Annotated in this window: 21 protein-coding genes; 8 read left to right on the top strand and 13 right to left on the bottom strand. The window is 63.2% G+C overall.

The genetic code is table 11. From position 1 onward, the window contains the following. Positions 1 to 67 precede the first annotated feature (67 nt). The 3 genes from AC3WJP_RS00620 to AC3WJP_RS00610 form a co-directional block, all read right to left on the bottom strand. Complete coding sequence (locus AC3WJP_RS00620) at positions 68 to 1,261, bottom strand: amino acid aminotransferase (protein WP_493719298.1); 1,194 nt, start codon at positions 1,259 to 1,261, stop codon at positions 68 to 70. Between the two features lie 30 nt (positions 1,262 to 1,291). Beyond that, positions 1,292 to 1,903: a YitT family protein gene (locus AC3WJP_RS00615; RefSeq protein ID WP_493719297.1), complete on the bottom strand. Its 612-nt coding sequence runs from the start codon at positions 1,901 to 1,903 to the stop codon at positions 1,292 to 1,294. Positions 1,904 to 2,083: 180 nt separating this feature from the next. Beyond that, a complete protein-coding gene (locus tag AC3WJP_RS00610) occupies positions 2,084 to 2,542 on the bottom strand; it encodes an Lrp/AsnC family transcriptional regulator (protein WP_493719296.1) in 459 nt (152 codons plus the stop codon). A gap of 394 nt (positions 2,543 to 2,936) precedes the next feature. Between AC3WJP_RS00610 and hpxO the strand changes: the two genes are divergently transcribed. Then, on the top strand, positions 2,937 to 4,127 hold the full coding sequence (hpxO, locus tag AC3WJP_RS00605; protein ID WP_493719295.1) for an FAD-dependent urate hydroxylase HpxO: 1,191 nt from the start codon (positions 2,937 to 2,939) through the stop codon (positions 4,125 to 4,127). Between the two features lie 154 nt (positions 4,128 to 4,281). On the opposite strand, the gene mqo is transcribed toward hpxO, so the two are convergent. After that, positions 4,282 to 5,934: a malate dehydrogenase (quinone) gene (mqo, locus tag AC3WJP_RS00600; protein ID WP_493719294.1), complete on the bottom strand. Its 1,653-nt coding sequence runs from the start codon at positions 5,932 to 5,934 to the stop codon at positions 4,282 to 4,284. A gap of 553 nt (positions 5,935 to 6,487) precedes the next feature. Between mqo and AC3WJP_RS00595 the strand changes: the two genes are divergently transcribed. Both AC3WJP_RS00595 and AC3WJP_RS00590 read left to right on the top strand, forming a co-directional pair. Then, positions 6,488 to 6,769: a helix-turn-helix domain-containing protein gene (locus AC3WJP_RS00595; RefSeq protein WP_493719293.1), complete on the top strand. Its 282-nt coding sequence runs from the start codon at positions 6,488 to 6,490 to the stop codon at positions 6,767 to 6,769. Next, complete coding sequence (locus tag AC3WJP_RS00590; RefSeq protein ID WP_493719292.1) at positions 6,766 to 8,109, top strand: type II toxin-antitoxin system HipA family toxin; 1,344 nt, start codon at positions 6,766 to 6,768, stop codon at positions 8,107 to 8,109. Before AC3WJP_RS00595 ends, AC3WJP_RS00590 begins: the two co-directional genes overlap by 4 nt. A 57-nt stretch (positions 8,110 to 8,166) precedes the next feature. On the opposite strand, the gene AC3WJP_RS00585 is transcribed toward AC3WJP_RS00590, so the two are convergent. The 8 genes from AC3WJP_RS00585 to argH form a co-directional block, all read right to left on the bottom strand. Then, positions 8,167 to 8,973, bottom strand: coding sequence for a transporter substrate-binding domain-containing protein (locus AC3WJP_RS00585; RefSeq protein ID WP_493719291.1), 807 nt, complete (start codon positions 8,971 to 8,973; stop codon positions 8,167 to 8,169). A 58-nt stretch (positions 8,974 to 9,031) separates the two neighbouring features. After that, positions 9,032 to 10,396 (bottom strand): MmgE/PrpD family protein, encoded by a 1,365-nt coding sequence (locus AC3WJP_RS00580; RefSeq protein WP_493719290.1) that lies wholly within the window; start codon positions 10,394 to 10,396, stop codon positions 9,032 to 9,034. Beyond that, a complete protein-coding gene (locus tag AC3WJP_RS00575) occupies positions 10,393 to 11,286 on the bottom strand; it encodes a polysaccharide deacetylase family protein (RefSeq protein WP_493719289.1) in 894 nt (297 codons plus the stop codon). Before AC3WJP_RS00575 ends, AC3WJP_RS00580 begins: the two co-directional genes overlap by 4 nt. After that, positions 11,279 to 12,127 (bottom strand): polysaccharide deacetylase family protein, encoded by an 849-nt coding sequence (locus AC3WJP_RS00570; protein ID WP_493719288.1) that lies wholly within the window; start codon positions 12,125 to 12,127, stop codon positions 11,279 to 11,281. The genes AC3WJP_RS00575 and AC3WJP_RS00570 overlap by 8 nt, the downstream gene beginning before the upstream one ends. Before the next feature lie 401 nt (positions 12,128 to 12,528). Further along, positions 12,529 to 13,362, bottom strand: coding sequence for an ABC transporter substrate-binding protein (locus AC3WJP_RS00565; protein ID WP_493719287.1), 834 nt, complete (start codon positions 13,360 to 13,362; stop codon positions 12,529 to 12,531). 36 nt (positions 13,363 to 13,398) lie between these two features. Beyond that, positions 13,399 to 14,163, bottom strand: coding sequence for an amino acid ABC transporter ATP-binding protein (locus AC3WJP_RS00560; protein WP_493719286.1), 765 nt, complete (start codon positions 14,161 to 14,163; stop codon positions 13,399 to 13,401). Between the two features lie 12 nt (positions 14,164 to 14,175). Then, positions 14,176 to 15,051, bottom strand: coding sequence for an amino acid ABC transporter permease (locus AC3WJP_RS00555; RefSeq protein WP_493719285.1), 876 nt, complete (start codon positions 15,049 to 15,051; stop codon positions 14,176 to 14,178). Between the two features lie 18 nt (positions 15,052 to 15,069). Beyond that, entirely contained in the window at positions 15,070 to 16,497 is a 1,428-nt protein-coding gene (gene argH, locus AC3WJP_RS00550; RefSeq protein WP_493719284.1) for an argininosuccinate lyase, read from the bottom strand. A 175-nt stretch (positions 16,498 to 16,672) separates the two neighbouring features. On the opposite strand from argH, the gene AC3WJP_RS00545 reads away from it, so the two are divergent. Continuing rightward, the gene (locus AC3WJP_RS00545) at positions 16,673 to 17,659 is read left to right on the top strand and encodes a LysR family transcriptional regulator (RefSeq protein WP_493719283.1); all 987 of its coding nucleotides are present in this window, start codon (positions 16,673 to 16,675) and stop codon (positions 17,657 to 17,659) included. 2 nt (positions 17,660 to 17,661) lie between these two features. Here the strand turns inward: AC3WJP_RS00545 and AC3WJP_RS00540 are convergent, their stop codons facing one another. After that, positions 17,662 to 18,624 (bottom strand): LysR family transcriptional regulator, encoded by a 963-nt coding sequence (locus tag AC3WJP_RS00540; RefSeq protein ID WP_493719282.1) that lies wholly within the window; start codon positions 18,622 to 18,624, stop codon positions 17,662 to 17,664. Positions 18,625 to 19,226: 602 nt separating this feature from the next. Between AC3WJP_RS00540 and AC3WJP_RS00535 the strand changes: the two genes are divergently transcribed. The 4 genes from AC3WJP_RS00535 (at position 19,227) to AC3WJP_RS00520 (ending at position 23,261) form a co-directional block, all read left to right on the top strand. Beyond that, the gene (locus AC3WJP_RS00535; RefSeq protein ID WP_493719281.1) at positions 19,227 to 20,474 is read left to right on the top strand and encodes an OprD family porin; all 1,248 of its coding nucleotides are present in this window, start codon (positions 19,227 to 19,229) and stop codon (positions 20,472 to 20,474) included. Between the two features lie 103 nt (positions 20,475 to 20,577). Beyond that, positions 20,578 to 21,459: a transporter substrate-binding domain-containing protein gene (locus AC3WJP_RS00530; protein WP_493719280.1), complete on the top strand. Its 882-nt coding sequence runs from the start codon at positions 20,578 to 20,580 to the stop codon at positions 21,457 to 21,459. 108 nt (positions 21,460 to 21,567) lie between these two features. Next, the gene (locus tag AC3WJP_RS00525; protein ID WP_493719279.1) at positions 21,568 to 22,338 is read left to right on the top strand and encodes a class II aldolase/adducin family protein; all 771 of its coding nucleotides are present in this window, start codon (positions 21,568 to 21,570) and stop codon (positions 22,336 to 22,338) included. After that, positions 22,335 to 23,261 (top strand): 2-hydroxyacid dehydrogenase, encoded by a 927-nt coding sequence (locus tag AC3WJP_RS00520; RefSeq protein ID WP_493719278.1) that lies wholly within the window; start codon positions 22,335 to 22,337, stop codon positions 23,259 to 23,261. Before AC3WJP_RS00525 ends, AC3WJP_RS00520 begins: the two co-directional genes overlap by 4 nt. Positions 23,262 to 23,337: the final 76 nt, after the last annotated feature.

The raw sequence follows: 23,337 nt of genomic DNA, 5'->3' as shown, positions 1-23,337 counted from the left end.
GTTTGCGTCCTTTTTTTTGGCGGGCCTCTTTTTCGGGGGCAACCCCCCCCGCTACACAGGCAGTAGATCAGCAAACTCGCGCGATGGCCTCGGCGACCAGCTTGACGTTGCCCGCATTGAGCCCCGCCAGGCACATGCGCCCGCTGTCGATCAGGTAGATGCCACATTCGCGGCGCAGATGGGCGACCTGCTCGGCGCTCAAACCGGTGTAGCTGAACATGCCCTTCTGGCGCAGCAGATAATCATGCCGACCGTCCGGGAACACGTCACGCAGCAGCGAAGCCAGCTGGCTGCGCATGGAGCCGATGCGTACGCGCATCTCTTCCACTTCGGCCAGCCACTGGGTACGCAGCGCTTCATCGTTGAGCACGATGCTGACCAGGCGCGCGCCATGGCTGGGCGGGCTGGAGTAATTGCGTCGCACGGTTGCCTTCAACTGCCCGTGGACATTGGCCGCGACCTTGGCGTTGGCGCACACCACCGACAGACCGCCGACGCGCTCGCCGTAGAGCGAGAAGATCTTGGAGAACGAGTTGCTCACCACCAGGGTCAAGCCCGCGGCGGTCATGGCGCGAATAGCGTAGGCGTCCTGCGCCATGCCGTCGCCGAAACCCTGATAGGCGGTATCGAGGAACGGGATCAGCTCGCGCGCCGCCAGCACCTTGATCACTTCATCCCACTGCGCCGGCAGCAGGTCGGCGCCAGTCGGGTTGTGGCAGCACGGGTGCAACAGCACCACGCTGCGGGCCGGCAAGGTTGCCAGCGCCTCGAGCATGGCGGCAAAGGCCACGCCGCCGGTGCTCGGGTCGAAGTACGGATAGCTGTTGACGCTGAAGCCGGCACCGGCGAACAGCGCATAGTGGTTCTCCCAGGTAGGATCGCTGACCCACACCTGCGACTCTGGGAAATACTGCCGCAGAAAATCCGCGCCGACTTTCAACGCGCCGGAGCCACCGACCGTCTGGATCGTGGCCACGCGGCCTTCGCCCAGCGCTGGCGACTGATCGCCGAACAGCAGGCGTTGCACCTGCGTGCAATAGTCCGTCAACCCTTCCATCGGCAGATACAGCGCCGGGCGCTCACCCTGGGCGAGCAGGCGGCGATGGGCCTCGGCCACCGACGGCAAGGTCGGAATGCGGCCCTCGGCGTCGTAATACAAGCCAATGCTGAGGTTGACCTTGCTGGCGCGGGTATCGGCCTGGTAGGTCTCCATCAACGACAGGATCGGATCGCCAGCGTAGGAGTTGACGTGGTCAAGCATACAAATAGCTCCAGCAAAAAGAGGCGGACATCAGGCGTGGTACCGGCCCGAACGGTGATTAAGGGCAATGATCAGGTTGATCAGCACGGCGCCGAGCACCGAGATGGCCAGCATCGGCCACGACACGATGGTCAACGATAGCAGCAGGATGAGCACATCGGCGCCCATCTGCAGCCAGCCGGCGCGCCAGCCGAAACGGGCCTGGAGGAACAGCGCAAGGATATTCAGCCCACCGAGGCTGGCACGGTGCCGGAAAAGCACGAGGAAGCCAACCCCCAGAATGATATTGCCGATGACGGCGGCGAACAGCGGTTGAATCTGTTGCAGGGTAATGAAGTGCTGGACCTGATCGGAGAACAGCGACACCAGGCCGATGGCGACGAAGGTCTTGAGGGTGAAGACCCAGCCCATGCGCCGGAACGCCAGGTAATAGAACGGCAGATTGAGGGTGAAGAAGGTCACGCCGAACGCATAGCCGAACGCGTAGTGCAAGTAGAGGGCGATGCCGGCGGTGCCACCGGTCATGACCCCGCCCTCGCGCGCCAGCATCAGGCCGAACGCAATCAGCAGCGTACCGACCAGCAAGGCCATGGCATCTTCGCCACGGCTGTGGGGATAGGGAGTGAGGGTTGCAGTGGTCATGGGGCGCTCGACGTGACGGGTGGACACCAGGGATGAAGACCGCAGAACGGTTAGGTCGAGCGCAAAATAGCAAACAATGCTTACTTCGTGTATCTAAATAAACGACCACGCACGAATCACGCATACAAATCAGATAAAGCGCATTTCCCGATCAAGACACCTCTCCCTCCCGTGTATTTTCTACTGCGCTACCAGCCCCGCCTCCTTCAGACGTTGCAGCACCACCGCAGTCTTCAAATGGCCGATGGTGGCGCTGCCCGACAACCTCCCCATCAAGGCGTTGAGCTCCACCAGCCCCGCCACCGCGACCTTCAAGGCGTAGTCGGCGTCTCCGGTGGTCTTGTAGGCATCGATGATCGCCGGGTCCTGTACCACGAAGGCTTCGAATGCCGCTGAAGTCTGCGGGCTGTGGCTGTTCAGGCTGACTTCGATCATCGCCACCATCTCGGTGTTCATGGCCTGGGGCGCCAGCCGCGCGTGATAGCCGAGGATCAAGCCGGCCTGTTCGAGGCTGACCCGCCGCCGCGAACACTGCGAGGCCGAAAGGCCCACCAGCTCGCTCAGATCCTGATTGCTCAAACGCCCATTGCCCTGCAGCAGGGTCAGGATCTTCAGGTCGAATTCGTCAATCGCGGTCATGGGCCTACAGCTCCTTGGCAAACGGGACGCGCAGATTACCACCTGAGCCGCCAGCGTGAATCGCCGGTTGCCGACGAATCCCGCACAGAGCAGCGCCAGCCCCAGATTGGCGCAAGGGTCGTCCACGTGCGCCAGGATGTTGCATTGAGCGGCCCGATATTCCTCGCGCCAGGCGCATGCAGTACAGTTGCCCCACCCCGCTTACAGGCCCGCAACCGCCTGTGAGCAAGGGCTTGGGCGCGTCGCGAGGCGAATTCGCCAGGTCTGCAACGCTCGCGGCAAGATTGGCAGGCAAACTGCAATAGCTGACCGAACGATCAGGTTTTATACTGCCGGCCTTCCCGGGCCGTCTGCCAACCTCATCACTGTGTTCCATTTATTACGGTGCATCGCCATGTCTCTTTCTGCTTCGACCTCACAGCCGCTGGACATCGTCATCATTGGTGCCGGCATCGGCGGGCTGTCGGCGGGCATCGCCCTGCAGCAACGTGGCCATCGCGTACGCCTGTTCGACCGCGTGCCCGACCTGACCCCTGCCGGGGCGGCCATTTCGGTATGGCCCAATGGCGTCAACGTCCTTGAAAAACTCGGCCTCGGCGCCGCGATCAAGGCGGCCAGTGGCGACATGCAGAGCATGAGCTACAGCACTCAGGACGGCGCGCTGCTCACCCGCTTCAGCCTGCAGCCGCTGTACGACACCGTGGAGCAGCAGGCCTGCCCCATCGCCCGCACCGCCTTGCAGAAAATCCTTCTGGATGGCTGTGGTCGCGACAACGTTACCCTGGGGGTCAGTTGCGAGGGCGTCGAGCCCGATGGCGATGGCGTACTGGTGAAATTCTCCGACGGCCAGCAGGTCCGGGCCGACCTGGTGGTGGCTGCCGACGGTACCCACTCGAGGTTGCGCAACTATGTGGTGGGCCGCGAGGTGCTGCGTGACTACTGTGGCTACGTCAACTGGAACGGCCGCGTCGACGCCACTGATGACCTGGCCCCCGCTACCGAGTGGACGCAATTCGTCGGCGACCACAAACGCGTGTCGCTGATGCCCATGGGCAACGGTCAGTTCTATTTCTTCTTCGATGTGCCTCTGCCGGCCGGCACCGCCAACGTTCGCGATCACTATCGTGACGAGCTGCGCAGTCATTTCAGCGGTTGGGCGGCGCCGGTGCAAAAGCTCATCGAGCGCCTGGACACCGCCATCGTCAGCCGTGTCGAAATCCACGACATGGTCCCGGTCCCCAGCTTCGTCAAGGGTCGCGTGGTGCTGCTCGGTGACGCCGCCCACCCGATGGCGCCGGACCTCGGCCAAGGCGGCTGCCAGGCCATGGAAGACGCCTGGGTGCTGGCACGTTGCCTGGAGCTGGACGCCGACAAGGTCGACAGCGCCCTCGCCCGCTACGACACAGCCCGCGCCGAGCGCACTGCGCAGATCATGCTGCGCGCCCGCGCACGCTCGCAGGTCACCCATGGCGGCGAACCGAGCGAGACTCAAGCCTGGTACGAGGAGTTGGCGCATGAAACCGGCGAGCGAGTGATTGCCGGACTGGTGAAGACCGCCACCGGCGGCGGCGACCTCCTCCTGTAGCGAGGGGGCTCGCCCCCGACAATTCGTGTCAGCGACATCACCGACACCGATCCACCGCGAATCGGGGGCAAGCCCCCTCGCTACAGGACAAACAAAAAACCCGCCTGGCATCACTGCCAGGCGGGTTTCTTTTCAGCTTCAGGGCAGGCCGCTATTACAGCGCCATGTCCTGAGCCGGCTTGCTTTCCTGCGGTGCTGCCGGCTTGGCCGGAGCAGCGCCGGCAGCCGGGTAGGCCGCCGCGTCGATCACCGGAGGCTTGGTCAGCTGCAGGACTTCAGCGGTGTAGTCCCACTCTTGCTGAACGCGCGCTGGCGAGTCATTCAGCTTGGTGCCGTAGCTCGGCACGATCTGGTGCATCTTCTCTTGCCAGGCCGGCGTCGCGACCTTGTCCTTGAAGGCTTTTTCCAGCACGTCGATCATGATCGGCGGCGCGGTCGAAGCGCCTGGCGAGGCACCCAGCAGGCCAGCGATAGTGCGATCCTGGGAGTACACGACCTCGGTACCCAGCTTCAACACACCGCCTTTCTCGGCGTCACGCTTGATGATCTGCACGCGCTGACCGGCTTGCCACAGGCGCCAGTCTTCTTTCTTCGCATGGGGGAAGTACTCTTTGAGCGCATTGAAGCGGTCGTCGTCCGACATCATCAACTGGCCAGCGAGGTACTCGATCAGCGGGTACTGCTCCACGCCTACCTTGGTCATCGGCCACACGTTGTGGGTCGTGGTGGTCGACAGCAGGTCAAGATACGAACCTTGCTTGAGGAACTTGGTGGAGAAGGTCGCGAAAGGTCCGAACAGGATCATGCGCTTGCCGTCCAGCACGCGGGTATCCAGGTGCGGTACCGACATGGGCGGCGCGCCGGTCGAGGCGATGCCGTAGGCCTTGGCCATGTGCTGCATGGCGATGTCCTGATTCTCGGTCACCAGGAACGAGCCACCGACCGGGAAGCCACCGTAATCGCGGGCCTCGGGGATGTCGGCTTTCTGCAGCAGTTTCAACGCACCGCCGCCGGCGCCGACGAACACGAATTTCGCGTCGGTGCCGTGGGTGGTGCCGTCTTTGAGGTTCTTGTATTCGACGTGCCAGCCGCCGTCCGGGTTGCGAGTGATCTCTTCGACTTCACTCGACAGCTTCAGGCTGAAGTTCGGCTTGGTCTGCAGGTTGGCAACGTACTGGCGCGTGACTTCACCCCAGTTGGCGTCGGTGCCGATCGGCGTCCAGGTAGCCGCGATCTTCTGGTTGGGATCGCGCCCTTCCATCATCAGCGGGACCCACTTCTTGATCTGCTCCTGGTCTTCGCTGTACTGCATGCCGGCGAACAGCGGGCTGCGTTGCAGCGCTTCGTAGCGAGCCTTGAGGAACTTGACGTTGTCGTCGCCCCACATGAAGCTCATGTGGGGGGTGGTATTGATGAAGGAATGCGGGTTTTTCAAGACGCCGGACTTGACCTGCCAGGACAGGAACTGACGGGTGACCTGGAAGGCCTCGTTGATCTCGATCGCCTTGGCGATTTCGATCTTGCCGTCTTTGCCGTACGGGGTGTAGTTCGACTCGGCCAGGGCGGAGTGACCGGTACCGGCGTTGTTCCAGCCGTTGGAGCTCTCTTCGGCGACCGCATCGAGACGCTCGACCATTTCCATCGACCAGCTCGGTTCCAGCTCGTTGAGCCAGGTGCCCAGAGTGGCGCTCATGATGCCGCCGCCGATCAACAACACGTCGACTTTCTTGGCCTCTGCCGCGTGCACCTGCATCAGGCCCATCGACAGGGCAACGCCCAGCACAGCCTTGTTCGCTTTCTTCAACATACAGTGATTTCCAGGATAGAACGTCATCCGCCCGCCCGCTGCGACTGCGCGGTTTCCTGGCTCACGGGTTGCCGGCAACGCGGGCAATCGCCGAACAGGCGGGGTGGACATACAAGGTCGATAAACGGCATCGCCCTCACTCTCATGCCCCCTGCGCTGACTTCTTGTACGTTGTCTTCAGCTACTTGAGAAACAATGAATATTCGGCCCTGCTTCGAGGCGCACAACATGAACAAACTGAAGCAATTGTAAAATTTGGGCGCACATTAGCGGCTTGGGCAACGCTTTGCAATGCTGGGGTGCGTCTAATTGCCACTAGGCGATAAACGAGCTGAAACGGTTTAGTGATTCAGCTGTCGCCGGTACTGATTTAACGGCAGGGCGAGGTGAATCTTTAGCATCCTTTCTGCTCGACTATGCCCTTGCAATCGCCCTGTTCCCGCCACCCTTGGCGAAAATTCCCCCTGATAGTCGACATTCGAAGTAACTGGACATTTGGTGCTTTTGACATCATGTAGCCCTGAGGCTACTGTTAAGGAATAATCGCAGCTTCATGATGCCCGAGGGCTACAAAATGACCACCCTTGCCGATGTCGCGGACCTCATCAAAAGAGCCCGCCGGGACGCCCGTCTTTCGCAGGCAGAATTGGCTGAGCGCGCCGGAGTGGCCCGTAGCACCGTCGCGCGCATGGAAACGCTGGCCAGAGGCGACATGAGCGTCTCGGCCTTGGTCAGACTGCTCGAAGCCGCCGGTTATGACCTCAAGGCCGTGAAGTTCGGACACGTCCGTACGCTGGATGACATCCTTGCCGAACAGCGCGGTGATCGCGCATGAAACTGGACGTACAGGTACAGGGCCGCAATGTCGCCCAACTGTTCCGTGAACGTGACGAATATGTCCTCCAATACACCGCGCAAGCCGCCTCTTCAGACTTCATCAGCCTGGCAATGCCCGTGCGGGAACAAGCCTGGCGCTGGCCAAGGGACCTGCACCCGTTCTTTCGCCAGAATCTTCCGGAAGGTTATCTCCTGAGCGTGATAAGGGAGACCTTTGGCCCCGTACTCGATGGCACCGATCTATCCCTTCTCGCCGTGGTGGGCGGCATGGGTATCGGACGGGTAACGGTGACGCCTGAGGGCGTCGCGCCCGGAACGGATTTGCAACCGCTGCAGATCGAATCCCTGCTGGGCGAAGAAAACACCAACGAATATTTTGCCCAACTAGTCCGACACTACGCCCGCGCTGCCATCTCCGGGGCTGTGCCAAAGTTCATCGCGCCTGAAGCCAACAAGGCTGGGGACTTGCCGATTGGCAAGCCGACATTACGCACCAGTCGGCACATCATCAAAGGCTCGGATGACACCACGCCCTTCCTGGGCTTCAACGAGTTCTACACCATGCAGGTGCTGGAGCGCCTGCAGGTGGTGCCCGTGGCGCGCACGCGCATGTCGGACGACGGCCGTGTACTGGTGGTCGACCGATTCGATGTCGACGCTCACGGACTGCCCCACTATGGACTAGAGGATGCCTGCGGACTGCTGGGCCTCCCTCCTCATGAGAAATATGCCACCACCACCGAGAAGGTTCTGAACGCTACCCGAGCCTATCTTCAGCCCGGATACTCTCGCGCCCAGTTGCGCCACCTGGGCTGGCAATTGCTGACCAACTACGTGGTGCGCAACGCTGACTGCCACGCCAAGAATATTGCGTTGTTCTATACCTCATTGCACGATGTTGCCTTCACCCCGGCGTATGACCTAGTGACGACCCAAGCTTACCCGCGCTTCGCGGCCAATCCCCCTGCACTATCCATTGAAGGCCGGCAAACCTGGGCACCCGGTAAATCGCTCGAACGCTTCTTCAATACCCGATTGGGTATTGCCCCGAGGGAATACGCGCAGATGGTGGAAACGCTCTGTGAGTCTGCCGTGGAGGTGGGCGCGCAGATGATCCAAGCCGCCAACAACCAGCCCCAGTGGCGCCAAGTTGCCAAACAGATGCTGCACGCCTGGAACGACGGCATGATGTCGCTGCGCAGCAGTAAAGGCGACAAGCAACTGCGCGGGCTTGATGCAGCGATTGCAGCGGCTGGTTTTTCCGAAGCTACGCCAGCGGAAAAAAGCCGCACCACGATTGGCCGCTCGCAGCTACTGGCCGTGCGTAACAAGCCCTGACCCATCAAGCGATCACGACCTGCTCGCTATGCCCTGTGCGCCCCGCCAGGGCAAGGATCATTGCCCACCATCGACCGTCACCTGCTTGATGCCCTGACTCTGCAGGTGCCATTGCTCCAGCACGCGCCGGTAGCTGCCATCGTCCAGGGACGCCTGCAGGCCCTTCACCAGTTGCTCGCGCAGCACATCCTTGCCCTTGGCCACGGCAAAGCCGAAGTAATGCACCGACAGCGGTTCACCGACCAGCAAGTAGGTGTCGGGTTCTTCGCTCATCAGGTATTTGACGTACTCAGGCCCTAGTACCGCGGCGTTCAGGCGGCCTTGCTTGAGGTCCAGACGCACCGCCGCCGCCCCTGCTGCCCCCTGTATCTGCGCGGCGGGCTTGCCGGAGGCGACGCAGGTCTTGTCGCTCCAGGCATTGAGCTCGATGAAGTAATTGGTGGTGCGCGGGCTGCCGATGGCCTTGCCGCAGAAGGCATCGGCGGTCATGCCGGCGGCGCCGTTGCTGACCGTGGTGAACATCTGCGCGCCGGTCTGCAGGTAATCGACGAAGGTCATGTTGCCGCGCCGGGTCGGCAGATCGGTAATGGCCGTGCCGATGACATCGATGCGCCCGGTGGCCAGGCCGCTGGTGAGTTGTTCGAAGCTCATCTCCTGAAACTTCAGCTCGACGTTCATCTGCTTGGCCAGCACTTTGAACAGATCGATGTTGAAGCCGGTGCTTTCGTTGGTAGTGGGGTTGCGGTAGGACATCGGCGGATAGGTGGCTTCGATGCCCACGGTCAGGGTCGGCGCGGCGCTGGCGGTGTTGGCGCCGAGGGCGATCAGGGTGGTAGCGAGCAGGCAGGTCAGGCGTGGGATCATGGTGCACTCCTTGAGGTCGAGAAATGTCGGGGGCAAGCCCCCTCGCTACGGGTATCGGTCAAAGCGCTTCGGGTTGCAGCAAGTGCAGCAAGCGAGGGACATCGGTATCGGCCCCCAGCGCCATGCACAGCTCGATCAACGCCTCGACCTGATGGGGCGGCAAGGCCAGGATCGCCAGCGAGCGAAACTTGCCGATCAGTGCCTCGTCGCTCAATGGGTTGAGCGGCCCACCCAACGCCAGCTTGACCTGACGCGTGGCGCTGTGGCCTGCAATGGTGGTGACCTGGACAAACGGCTCGTCCAGCGGCGCCAGGCTCGGTTCGATGTCCATGCTGATAGCCGCCATCAAGCCCTGCACCTGTGGCGCGGTCCTCACTTCTTCGGCATAACTGTCCAGCCCGGCACTGCCACGCAGGCAGCGTACCGCCAAGGCATACGGCAGGCTCATTTGCGCGGCGGCCAGGGTGTGGGTGTCGACGCCCGCGCACATGTCCACCAGAAAGGCACTGGCGCGCACATCGATGCGCTCGACCTGCGCGCCGTCGATGCCCAGTTCGGCCATCAGTTCTCCCACCGCATCGATCGCCGCGTGGGTACCGCGGCAGGCGGCGTAGGGTTTGATCGAACAGCGCGCCAGCTTCCACACGCTGCCCAGTTCGGCGGTCAGCGCCTGGGGCTCGGCCGCCGCGCCCGCATAGGTGCGCAAAAAGCCGCCCCAACTGTCTTCGAACACCTGCCCGGGCCCGGTGATACCTTGGCGGGCCAGCAATGCCGCGAGCAAACCGGCTTCGGCCGGGCGTCCGGCGTGGAGCTTCTTGCTGTCGGCGCCGTCATGGATGAACGACCACAGCCCGCCGCTCATGCTCGCCGCCAGCCCCAAGGCATGGGCGGTCTGGCGAGCATCCAGCTGCAGCAAACGTGCGCACGCCGCGGCCGCGCCGAACACCCCGCAGGTTCCGGTCGAATGCCAACCTGCGCGGTTGTGCGGCGAGTACCCGCCACAGGCTTCCAACACTCGTCGGGCGACGTCATAGCCGAGCACCATGGCAGTCAGCACGGCCTCGCCATCGGGTGGTGTCGGGCACAGCGGGATGGCTGCCAGCAGCGCTGGCACCACCACTGCGCCTGAGTGATCGCAGCCGCCGGAATCGTCCAGCTCCAAGGCGTGGGCGGCGACGCCGTTGACCAGCGCCGCACTGCGCGCCGAGAGCCGCTGCGCGCCGCCCCACACGGGTACCTCGCCCGCCGGTTCGCTGCACGCCAGGGCAGCCAGGCAGCGCTGCGTCAGCTGCATATTGGCGCCCGCCAGTGCGGCGCCGAGGGTGTCGAGAAAATGCCGCCGAGCCTTGGCCACTACGGCTTCGGGGATTGCCGCGAAGGGCGTAGCGCAAACAAACCCGGCCAATTCGTCCAAGGCATTCATGGGCGCCGCTCCTGAGCCTGATGGCGCGCGAACACCGCGGCCGGATGATCGTCGGGCAACTGCGGATGCTCCACGGCCCACCACTGCGCCACCTGTTCGGCAGTCGCGAACCACACCCCCGGCTGCGCCTTGAGCCAGCCCAACCACTCGTCCAGCAAACCGCTGCGGCCCACGGTGCCGAGAATTTCCGGATGCAGACGCATCACGTAGCACAACCCGAAGCGCTGGAAACCGGCGAAATCGCGTTGCCAGTTGAGCAGCACCTCGGCGTAGCTGGCGATACGTGCCTGACTGGCCGGCACGGCGGGCGCCAGGTTGAAGGCGAAATACGGCTCGTCTTCCAGTTCGACATGCAGCGGCAACTCCACCAAGGGTGCGGCCACCTCGCCCGCTGGATGCACGTAAGGCAGATCATCCCCCGCCCAGGACGACGACCAACGCATGCCAGCACTGCGCAGATCATCGGCAAGGCCCGGGGCATAGCTGCCCGCCGGCGCCCGAAAGCCGCGCGGGCGCTGGCCGGTAAGGCGCTCGAGTGCATCACAACCGCGCAATACCGAGGCCTGTTGCTGCACCCGGGTCAGGCCACTGAAATCCTCGTGCAGATAGCCGCTGCACGCCAGTTCATGGCCACCCGCGTGCACCGCCTGGATCACTTCAGGGTTTTGCTCGGCGACGATGCCGGGCACGCACCAGCTGCTGCGCAGGCCATGCTCGGCGAAGATCTCGAGCAGTCGTTGGGCACCACGGGTGGTGCCGTAGCGCCACACCGACAGGCTCTTCTCGCGTCCGGCAATCGCCGGTACCTGGGTCTGAATGCCATGGATATCGTTGTAGTCCACCGTGATCACCACGGCGCATCGATAAGGTGCGGGCCAGGTTCTAGTCATTGCCGTGCTCCCGTGCCCAGAATTGCGCGACGTCGTTGCAGGTGGCGAACCACACATCGCTGTGGCTGTGCATGTGCTGCAGAAATTGCTCCAGCACGCCGATGCGCCCGGGCTTGCCGGAGATCTTCGGGTGGAACAGCGTGGTCATGCACAGGCCTTCGCGGTAGGTGCCGTCGAACTCGCGGCACCAGTTGTCGAGGGTCTGCTCGTAGCTGGCGATGCGGTCGAGCCCGGCCGGGTAATGGGGCGCGCGGGTATAGGCCAGGGAGGCGTAGTCGTCCAGTTCCCAGCGGCCGGGGATCTCCACCAGGCGCCGAGTGCCGTCGAGGGTGTCGATAAAATACGGGCGATCGTCGCCGCGCATGCTGCTGGAGTACTTCACGCCGCAGTCCATCAGCAGCGCCGGGGTCTCGCTGTGCCAGTCCCCGGAGGGCGTGCGGAAACCCGTGGCGGTGATCCCCAGATAACGTTTGAAAACCGCGGCGCTCTTGTCCATGACCGAACGTTGCTGGGCCAGGTCGAGGGCGAAGAAGGATTCGTGGCGGTAACCGTGGTAGGCGACTTCATGGCCGCGTTCGAGGATGGCCTGGCACTGCTTCGGCCAGTTCTCCACGACCCAGGCCGGGACGAAGAATGTGGTGGGCGAGCGGTGCGCATCGAGCATGTCGAGCAATCGCGCCAGGGCGCGGTAAGGGCCATAGCCGCCGAAGGTGAAGTACTCGGGTTTGTCCCAGATGGAACCGTCGAGCATCGCCGCGCCGGTCGGGCCGTCGAGGTCGAACGCCATGGCGACGCAGGCCCGGGCGTTGCCGGGCCAGCGCAGATCGTTTGGACTGTACATCAGGAAGGCTCCGTGTCATTTGGCCTGGATTTGCGCTGCCCGCGATGGCCTCTTCGCGGGCAAGCCTCGCTCCCACAGGAGTTCGGCGCTGGCCCGGTCCACCTTGTGGTGAAGCGGCCTCTACAGCTGTTCGGTGCTACCCCGGTCCACCCTGTAGTGAGGGGGCTTGCCCCCGACGGGCCGGTACTGGCACACCGCACAAAGCAGGTCCGGCCTATCGGGAGCAAGCCCCCTCACCACAGGACTGAGCCTGGCAGGGGCTCCCACAGGAGTTCGGCGCTGCCCCGGTCCACCCTGTGGTGAGGGGGGCTTGCCCCCGAGGGGCCGGTACTGGCACACCGCACAAAGCAGGTCCGGCCTATCGGGAGCAAGCCCCCTCACCACAGGTATGAAGCGCAAGATTATTTGCCCTGATTCAACTGCGCCTTGTCGACCGCGCCCTTTTCCAGGTTCCACTTCTTGAGAATGCTGGCGTAGCTGCCATCAGCGATCATCGCGTCAAGCGTGGCGACGATGGCTGCGCTCAAGCCCGGGTTGCTCTTGGCCACGCCCAGACCGGTGAGCTGGAAGGTCAGCGGTTCGCCGATCACCCGATAGGCGCCCGGCTCCTGGGTCTGGATATACGGCAGGGTTTCGCTGCCCTGCACCGCCCCGTCCAGACGCGCCTGGCGCAATTGCGCGCGGGCGTCCGCAGAACCTTCGGTGCCCACCACCACGATCGCCGGCTTGCCCTTGGCCTCGCAGTTGGCGGCGCTCCACTTGGCGATTTCCGCCGGGAAGTTAGTACGGCGGCTGGTGCCGACCTTCTTGCCGCACAGGTCGGTGGCGACTTTCACGTCCTTGCTGCTGTCAAGGATGTAGAACTGCGGACCAGTCTTGAAGTAGTCGACGAAGTCCACGGTCTTCTGCCGTTCAGGGGTATCGGTCATCCCCGACAGCACGATGTCCAGGCGCTGGGTCACCAGGCCGCTGACCATCTGTTCGAAAGCCGTCTCCTGCCATTTCACCGCGACGCCCAGGCGCTTGCCGATCTCCATGCCAAGGTCATAGTCGACGCCGGTCAACTGGTTGGTGCCCGGGTCCTTGAAGTCCATCGGCGGATAGTTGGGCATGATCCCGGCGGCGATGAAGCCCTTGACCTTGATGGCGGCCGGCAGACTGGCGGACTCTGCGGCCCATGCGCCGACAGTGGTGAGAAGAGACAGTGCTGCGGTCACTACGAGCATCTTTTTCATAACAGCTTCCAGAGTCAGAAAACGAAGGGGTTGGATTCAGTTGAGTACCGCAGCGATGAATTCCTGGGTGCGCGGGTTGCGCGGGCTCATCAGCACCTCTTCCGGCGAGCCGGTCTCGATGATCTGCCCGGCGTCCATGAACACTACGCGGCTGGCCACTTCCCGGGCGAACCCCAGTTCGTGGGTGACCACCACCATGGTCATGCCGCTGGCCGCCAGGTCGCGCATCACCGACAGCACCTCGCCCACCAGCTCCGGGTCGAGGGCCGACGTGGGCTCATCGAACAGCATCAGTTTGGGGCGCATGGCCAGGGCTCGGGCGATCGCCACCCGTTGCTGCTGGCCGCCGGAGAGTTCGATCGGATAGCTGTTGGCCTTGGCCGTCAGCCCTACCCGTTCGAGCAGATCCATGGCCTGCTCGCGGCACTCCTGTTGCGGTCGGCGCAGCACCTGGGTCGGGCCTTCGATGATGTTTTCCAGCACCGTCATGTGCGCGAACAGGTTGAAGCGCTGGAACACCATGCCGGTGGCCAGGCGCTGCCGGGCGATCTGGTTGTCGCTGAGCTCGATCAGCTTGCGCTCCACCGAGCGATAGCCGAGCAGCTCGTCATTGACCCACAGGCCGCCCTGGTCGACCTTTTCCAGCTGGTTGATGCAGCGCAGCAAGGTGCTCTTGCCCGAGCCCGACGGGCCGATGATGCACACCACCTCGCCGTGGGGGATGTCGAGATTGACGTCCTTGAGGGCCTGGAAAGCGCCGAAGAACTTGTTGACGTTGACCGCCTTGACGATATTTCGCATGTTCGTGTCCCCTTAGCCGCGCTTGCCGGCGCCGCGGCCGAAACGACGTTCCAGGCGGCTCTGGCCGAAGGTCAGTACCGTGACCACCGCCAGGTACCAGATACCGGCGACGATCAGCAGCTCCATCACCCGGGCGTTGGCGTAGTAGATGTTCTGCGCGTTGTAGAGCAGTTCGGAGTACTGAATGACGCTGGCCAGGCTGGTCATCTTGACCATGCCGATGAATTCGTTGCTGACCGGCGGAATGATGATGCGCATGGCCTGGGGCAGGATGATCCGCCGCAGCGCTTGCAGACGCGGCATGCCGATCGACTTGGCCGCCTCGTACTGGCCGCTGTCCACCGACAGCAACCCGGCACGCACCACTTCCGAGGTATAGGCACCCTGGTTGATGCCCAGGCCGAGCAAGGCGGCCACGAACGGCGTGATTACCTCGACGGTCTTGAACTCGAACAGCCCGGGGAAGCTCAAGGTCGGGAAGATCAACGCCAGGTTGAACCACAGCAGCAACTGCAGGATCAGCGGCGTGCCGCGGAACAGCCACACGTAACCACTGGCCACGTAGCGCAGCACGGGGTTGTGCGACATGCGCATGATCGCCACCACCACCCCGAGGACCACACCCAGGGCCATGGCCAGCACCGCCATGACGATGGTGTTGAGCAAGCCGAACATGATCGAGCGCGCGGTCAGGAACTGCTCGACGTAAGACCACTCGATATTGCCCTTGGCGAACGCCTGGGCCAGGCCGAGCAGCAACAGCACGATGATGGTCGCCGAGGCATAGCGGCCGTAGTAGCGGCGTCGTACCACCTTGTAGGTCGACAGATCGTAGTGCGCATCCGGCGCAGTGAGCGCTGCGGCGCCCGGAACCTGAGTCTGTGGCATGGGTAGTCCCCCAGTCGGTCAGCCGCGCGGGCCGGAGTAATCGAGCGCCCACTGGTGCTGGGCACCGAGCTGCTGCTTGAAGCGTTCGATCTGTGCGCCTACCTGGGCCGGCGCAGTGCCGTTCCAGCCACTGCGCGCGGCCAGCGCGGCCTCCAGGGTCAAGGCCTGGCGCACGTCTGCGGTCAAACGCGCATCGACGTCCAGCAGCATGGCCGGGCTGGCGTCTTCAAGGCCGATGCCGGCCTCTTCGCAGGCCTGGACCAGCTTGCCGGTCACCTCGTGGGCTTCCTTGAACGGCACGCCGCGCAGCGACAGCCAGTCCGCCACTTCGGTGGCCAGGGTGAAGCCCAGGGGTGCCTGGCGCAGCAGTTCGTCGGTGCGCACGGTCATGGTCGCGACCATCCCGGCGAAGGCCGGCAGCACCAGGTGAATGGTGTCGAGGCTGTCGAGCACGGCGTGCTTGTCTTCGCTGAGGTCGCGGTTATAGGACAGCGGCTGCGCCTTGAGCACCGACAGGATCCCGGTCAAAGTGCCGATCAGGCGGCCCGACTTGCCCCGCGCCAGCTCGGCGATATCGGGGTTCTTCTTCTGCGGCATGATCGAGCTGCCGGTGGCGTAGCCGTCGTCCAGGGACACCCAGTTGAACTGGCGCGAGGTCCACAGGCAGAACTCTTCGGCCAGGCGCGAGACGTTGACGCCGAGCATGCTCACCGCAAAGAGGAATTCGGCCACGTGGTCACGGCTGGCCACGGCGTCGATGGAGTTCTCGCAGGGACCGCTGTAGCCCATCTCGGCTGCCGAGGCATGCAGGTCGCCGGTAATGGCCGAGCCGGCCATGGCCGCTGCGCCCAGGGGCGACAGGCTGAAGCGACGATCCCAGTCCTGCAGGCGCTGGATATCACGATGCATGGCCTGGGCATGGGCCATCAGATGGTGAGCGAAGACGATGGGCTGGGCCTGCTGCAAGTGGGTGAAGCCCGGCGCGATGCTGTGCACGTGCTGCTCGGCTTGGGTCACCAGCGCCTTTTGCAGCTCCAGCAGCGCCAGCACCAGCACCCGCGCCTGGTCCCGCAGGAACAGGCGCATGTCGTTGGCCGACTGATCGTTGCGCGAACGCCCGGCCCGCAGCTTGCCGCCCAAGGGGCCCAGACGCTCGGTGAGCAGGCGTTCGATAAAGGTGTGGACGTCTTCATCGGCGGCGATCGGTTCGATGCGCCCGGCGGCGAAGTCGGCGTCGATGCCTTGCAGCGCCTGGATGATCTGCGCGGTTTCAGCCGCGTCCAGCAGGCCGGCACGGTGCAGCTCGTTGGCGTGCGCCTTGGAACCGGCAACGTCATACGGCGTCAGGCGAAAATACGCCTTGGGGGAGCGTGACAGGTTGGCCATGGCTTCACTGGGGCCGGATTTGAAACGGGCGCCCCAGAGGCGATCGGTTGGCTCGGACATGTACATTTCTCCATTGGCACGTAGCTTGCAATTTGCCTTTGTCGCAAGTCCTTGATACCGGGACTTGGCGGCAACTCTGCGAAGAGTTGCAAAAGGATCGACTAAACAGGTCGCGGTGAATTCGACCGGATGAGAGGGATACTAGAAAGCCGACCTAAAGGGGTAAATACATTAAATGGAAAGTCAACTTTCTCAATCCGGAAATGTACCGAAAAGAGCCACCGATACTGCACTTTCCATGGCCACCGCCATGGACCTCAAACTATTCAAAGTATTCAAGGCCGTGGTCGAATCCGGTGGATTTACCGCCGCGCAATCCGAACTCAACATTGGTCTGGCGGCGATCAGCAAACAGATATCCGATCTTGAAATTCGCCTGGGCATGCGTTTATGTACGCGCGGGCGTGAGAAGTTCGGTTTGACCGAACAGGGCAAAGTTATATATCAGGCCAGCCTCGACCTGTTTTCGGCGCTGGACGAGTTTCGCGGACGCCTGGGCAACGTGCGTGGTGAGCTGCTGGGCGATCTCAATATCGCGGTCATCGACAACACCTGCTCCGACCCCAACTCGCCTTTGGTGCGGGTGCTGCAGGACTGGCAGGCCCGGGCCCCGAAGGCGCGCATGCGACTAAGCGTCGCGCCCCTGGAAGAGATCGAACAAGGCATCCTCAAGGGCCAGTTCGCCGCCGGCATCGTGCCGGTGTACACCGATAAACACGAGTTCGAAGTGCTGTCGATGTACAAGGAACACTCGGAACTCTACTGCTCTTGCGATCACGCCTTCTTCAGCCTCAACGACGACGAGATCGACGACGCCAAGCTGGCCCAGGCCGAATACATCGAGCACGTCTACGCCAATCATCAGGACAAATTCCGCCCGCTGGGCCCCCGCAACATCAGCGCCATCGCTACCCAGGTCGAGGCCGTGGCCATGCTGGTGCTCACCGGCCGCTATCTGGGCCATCTGCCCACGCACTGGGCCAAGCACTATGTCGATCGGGGGCAGATGCGTTCGCTCAAACCCAGGCGCTTTCGCGTTACCACACCGTTCAAGCTGCTGCACAAGCCCAATGGCCGCAGCAACCCGCTGCTGGACCTGTTCCTCGAAATCCTCCAGCAACACCTGGACAACAACGTCGCCATCCTCGCCAACGGCGCCTGAATTCAGGGCGTAGCCTCGGCCAGCGCCGCGGTGGCCTCACGCAGCCCTTGCAGGAACTGCGCTTCGGCGCGGCTCAGGCGCTGCTCCTTGTTCCACAGCAGATTGACGTCCACGGTGCACACCTGCTCCGGCGGCAACGGCCATAAATGGCCAGCGGCCTGCTCGCGCTGGTACAGCGGATGGGGCAGACAGCCAATGCCGAATCCGGCCAGCACCAGGCGCAAGACCTCCTGACTGTTGGCCGAACAGCCCTTGATCGGGCCCCGCCAGCCGTGGCGATGACGAAACTCGGCCAAGGCGTTGAGGGTGCCGCCCAGCAGGTCGCTGGTGAACAGGATCAACGGCTCGTCCTTGAGCATCTCGACAGTGACATCTTCGCGACCGAACAGTGGATGCTCAGGGCCGCAATAGAAGCGGTAATGCTCGCGGGTCAGGCACTCCTGGGCCAGCCAGGGGTAACGGATGGGGTTGATGGCCAGGCCGAAGGTGGCGGTTTTCTGCTCCAGGGCGCTGAGGATTTCATCGTTGGATTGCACCACGATTTCCACCGCCACCCCGGGGAAGCGTCGGCCCAGCCTGGCCAGGCTGCGGTCGTAGGCGGGGCAACTGATGCCGTCGATGGACAACAGCCGAACCCTGCCCACCACTTGATCACAGGCGCCCTCGATGGCTGCATCCAACTGGGCAAACTGCCCCTGCACGTCATTGGCGATGCGCAGGGTCTCGATGCCGGCGGTGGTCAACTGAAAGCGCGGCCCGCGGCGCTCGATCAAGGCGATACCCAGTTGTTCCTCGAGGCGCTTGAGGGCCTGACTGACCGCCGGTTGCGACAGGTGCAGACGCACCGCTGCCTTGCTGATGCTCAGTTCCTGAGCGATGGCCTGAAAGGTGCGCAACAGGTTCCAATCCACGCGCTCACCACAAGAACGCAGGTTCGGTCGTACCAATCCCAGACTTTTACTCATATCAACGCTCTTTGAAAATACTGCAATTTAAATAGCGCGTGGCACGGATAATCATGCTCTATCAAAAACGACTGCAACGGTCTTGTTCAATAGGTGTGCGGCGCCTTCATCGAATAGTGCCATAGTTTCACCTTGCTGCGACCCCTGTTGCTTTAAATTGGCGAACTGCATAAATACCCGACCCATACATAATGCACACCGATGGCGCATGATCCTGATTGACGCCCCAGCATGAAGCATTGCATTCACCATAATTAACTCGCTTGAAAATCATTATCCACAACGGCTGTTGTTTATTCGACAAACCAATATTCACTATTGGAAATGCTTTCTTGCACCCGCGCACTGGCGCTTATAACAATAGATTCAACGCCGATAACGCCTCTCTACAAGAGCGACTCGAGGCGTTGTCAGAAGCCCGTCCACAGTGTTTTCAGTGACACCGTTCGCGGTGGCCACCGCCCGCCTGCACGCCGCTTTCCAGCCCCAAAGGCATGACTGTCGCTTGAACGGTCAGCCGCCCCCTGTCTGCCAAAGACTGCCCACCTAACTGCACCGCGCGCCTTTCGCTGCGGTGACGATCGTGTAAAGGAGCCGTTCCAATGAGTGTCAGCAAAATCAGCTTCGCCGCCGTCCTCGCGGCCGCTACCACCAGCCCGCTGACCTGGGCCAGTGATCAATCGGATGCGACGGGTTTTATCGAAGGTACCCACCTGACCATCAAGACCCGCAACATGTACATGCAGCGCGACAACCATGCCAGGGGCGCTGCGCAAAACTACGGTGAAGAATGGGCACAGGGCTTCGTCGGCGTGCTGGAATCGGGCTTCACTCAGGGCTCCGTCGGCTTCGGTGTCGATGTGCTGGGGCAATACGCGATCAAGCTCGACACCGGCGGCGGCCGCTACGGTGGTGGCACCAACCTGCTGGAAACCGACAGTGATGGCGCCAAGGACCAGTACGCCAAGGCCGGCGGCGTGTTCAAGATGCGCGTCTCCAATACCGTGCTCAAATACGGCACGCAGATCCTTTCGATCCCGGTGCTGAGCACCTCCGACAGCCGCCTGCTGCCCGAGACCGTCGATGGCTTCTCGGCCACCAGCAAAGAGATCAAGAACCTGCGCCTGGACGCCGGCCACTTCACCGCGCTGACCAACCGCAACCAGTCTTCCTACGACAGCGGCCGCATGACCTCGGTCGACTATGTGGGCGGCCAGTACAAAGTCACCGATGCGCTGTCGGGCAGCCTCTACTACGCCAAGACCGACGATTACTTTCGCAAGTACTACGTCAACGCCAACTACGTGCTGCCGCTGAGCAGCTCCCAGGCGCTGAAGTTCGATTTCAACGGCTATGACACCAAGAGCATCGGCGCAGAGCGCAGCGGTGACCTGGACAACCGCATCTGGAGCCTGGCGGCGGCCTACAGCATCGGCGCCCACACCTTCACCCTCGCCCACCAGCGCGTCTCGGGGACCGGCGACTACATCTATGGCCCGGACGGCAACGCCAACTTCTATTTCGCCAACTCCATCCAGTATTCGGACTTCGACTACGAAAACGAGAAATCCTGGCAGGCGCGCTACGACCTCAACATGGCCGCCTATGGCGTCCCCGGCCTGACCTTCATGACCCGCTACGTCAAAGGCTACGATTTCAAGAGCGGCACCGGCACCGACCTCGACGGCAAGGCCTGGGAGCGCGACATCGAAGCCCGGTACGTGGTGCAGAGCGGCCCGGTCAAGAACCTCTCGTTCAAGGTCCGTCAGGCCGCCTATCGCAGCGCCGAGCGCGGCGGCAATATCGACGAAATCCGCATCATCACCGAGTACCCGTTCAACATTCTGTAATGCGGAGAGGCTTTTGCATGGTGCAAAGGCCGCTTCGCGCAGACCGCTGTACGTGAGCCGCGGGTTCAGCCCGTGGTTCCCTCTTTCGTGACTGGAGTGACTGATGTTCATGCCGACTTTGCGCCACCTGAGTCTCCCTCTGGCAGCCACCGCGCTGCTGACCGTCAGCCTGCTTGCCGCCAGCCTGTCGTGCAGCGGCACGGCCGATGCCGCGCCCGCGAGCCAGGGCGCGATCGCCCTGCCCGCCAACATACTGGCCGCAAAGAAAATCAAGATCGCCTTGTTCGCCGGCTTCCCGCCCATGGCCTGGAAGAAGCCCGACACCAATGAACTGGTGGGCGTCGACGTCGAGCTTGCCAATTACCTGAGCAACCGCCTGGGCGTGGCGGTCGAGTGGCAGGAGGTGTCCTATGAATCGGCTATCAATTCGCTGGTCACCGGGCGCGTCGACATGGCGTTCAGCCTGCTCGACAGCCCCGAAGCGGCCGATCGGCTCGACTACCTGCCCTACCTGACCTCGGGCATGCAGCCCTACACCCTTGCCAGCCACGCGCCGATCGCCAGCGCGCTGGACATCTGCGGCCTCAAGGTGGGTGCCAACCGCCGCAATGGTTTCGATGCGGCGATGCGCAAATGGAGCGATGCCACCTGCCTGCCGGCCGGCAAGCCCGCTGTGCAGGTGCAGGCCACCGACGGCACCGCCACCGCGCGCCTGGACCTCAAGCAAGGGCGCGTCGACGTCGCGGTGCAGAGCAGCGAATCCGTGCCCACCAGCATGGCGCTGGAAAAAGGCACCTACGTGACCATCGGCAAGCCCCTCAACAGCCTGCAGATCGTCGCCGCGTTCCCCAAGCAATCCGCCGCCCTGCGCGATGCGGTCAGCCAGGCACTCAAGGATGCCGTGGCCGACGGCAGCTATGCCACGGCGCTGGCTAAGTACGACCTCAGTGCCAACAGCGCCGCCACGGCCATCCTGGCGCACTGATAGGCATGGGTTTGAACTACAACCGCAAACCTGGGCATGGACGCCCGCCGCACCGCACTGCCAACACCTGCTCCAAGCCTGAGCAGCCACAAGAGGAATGACCGCATCATGAACACTCTGCCCAACCCGCTGTTCGCCAGCATGCCGGAACCCGAGTGGTCCGCGCGCTGCGAGCTGGCCGCCCTGTACCGGCTGCTGGCGCACTTTCGCATGACCGACCTGATCGACACGCACATTTCCCTGCGCCTGGAGGATGGCACCGGGCACTTTCTGATCAATCGCTACGGCGTGCTGTTCGAGCACATGAAAGCCAGCGACCTGGTGCGCATCGATGGCGATGGGCAGGTGGTGGATCGCTTCTTCCCGGATCACCGCGTCAACCGCGCAGGCTTCGTCATCCATTCGGCCATCCATGCCGCGCGCGCGGATCTGCATTGCGTGATCCACACCCACACCGCCGCCGGCATCGCCGTGTCGGCACAGGCCAAGGGCCTGCTGCCGATCAGTCAGCACGCGCTGAAGTTCTACAATCGCCTGGGCTATCACCGCTACGAAGGCATCGCCCTGCGCCTGGCCGAGCGCGAGCAACTGGTGCGCGACCTCGGCCGCCACAGCGCCATGATCCTGTGCAACCACGGCCTGCTGGCGGCCGGGCCGAGTGCGGCGGCGGCGTTCCAGACCATTTTCATTCTCGAGCGGGCCTGCCAGGCACAGATTCAGGCGTTGGCCGGCAACAGCGAATTGCTCGTGCCGGATGCCGAGACCTGCGAATTCACCGCCCGGCAATACGAGGGCGACGACGAAAGCGGCCTGATCGAGCTCGGCTGGCGAGCCGCGCTGACGCTGATCGAACATCAACGCCAGGAGTATTGCGCATGAGCCCTATCGTGCTGATCGACATCGTCAACGACATCACCCAGGCGCAGCGGATCATGCTCCAGCGCCGCCCCGAGCTACGGTTCTGCCGCCCCGACGATCCCGAGGCTCGGCACGCCGAAGTGGCCATCTGCTGGACGCCGCCACCCGGCAGCCTGGGCGCCTTGCCCGGGCTCAAGCTGGTGCATTCGGTGGGCGCCGGAGCCGATCCGATCATCCGTGAGCCGAGCCGCCCGGCCGACTTGACCGTGTGCCGGATCGTCGATCCTGGGCACTGCCAAGGCATGCTCGAGTACGTACTCTGGGGTGTGCTGCACTACCATCGGCATTTCGACCGGATACTCGCCAATCACCAGCGCCAGCACTGGCAGCGCCTGCCGCAAAAAGCGGCGCAGCAGACTCGCGTGGGGGTCATGGGCCTCGGCCAGCTGGGCAAGGCTGCGGCACTCGAACTGGCCAGGCTGGGCTTCGATACCCGGGGTTGGGCGCGCAGCGCACAGCAGGTCGACGGCGTGCACACCTTCGACGGCGCGCAGCTGCCGGCCTTTCTCGACGGTCTGGACATCCTCGTGTGCCTGCTGCCGCTGACCGAGCAGACCCGCGGCATCCTGTGCGCCGAGACCTTCGCTCAACTGGCGCCCGGGGCGGTGGTGATCAACTGCGGGCGCGGCGGCCACTTGCGCAGCGCCGATCTGCAAGCGGCACTGGCCAGCGGTCAGCTGCGCGCGGCATTGCTCGATGTATTCGAACAAGAGCCGCTGCCAGCCGACCACGCCCTGTGGCAGACACCGGGGGTTACCGTGACCCCGCATATCGCCTCCAGCGCCTCGTTCGAAGTGATCGCCGAGCAGATCCTGGCCAACATCGACCGCCTCGCAGCCGGCCTGCCGTTGCTGAACACGGTCGACAGCCAGCTCGGCTACTGAGCAGTGACTGTGCGGATTTGTCCCAGTACGAGGCCGCGTCATGCCCTTGACGATTGGCAGATATTCAGGCCAATCA

The sequence above is a fragment of the Pseudomonas sp. GW821-FHT01A09 genome (genome assembly GCF_058986725.1).
The sequence above is the reverse complement of the archived record's forward strand: the minus strand, read 5'-3'. Positions and strand labels throughout refer to the sequence as shown.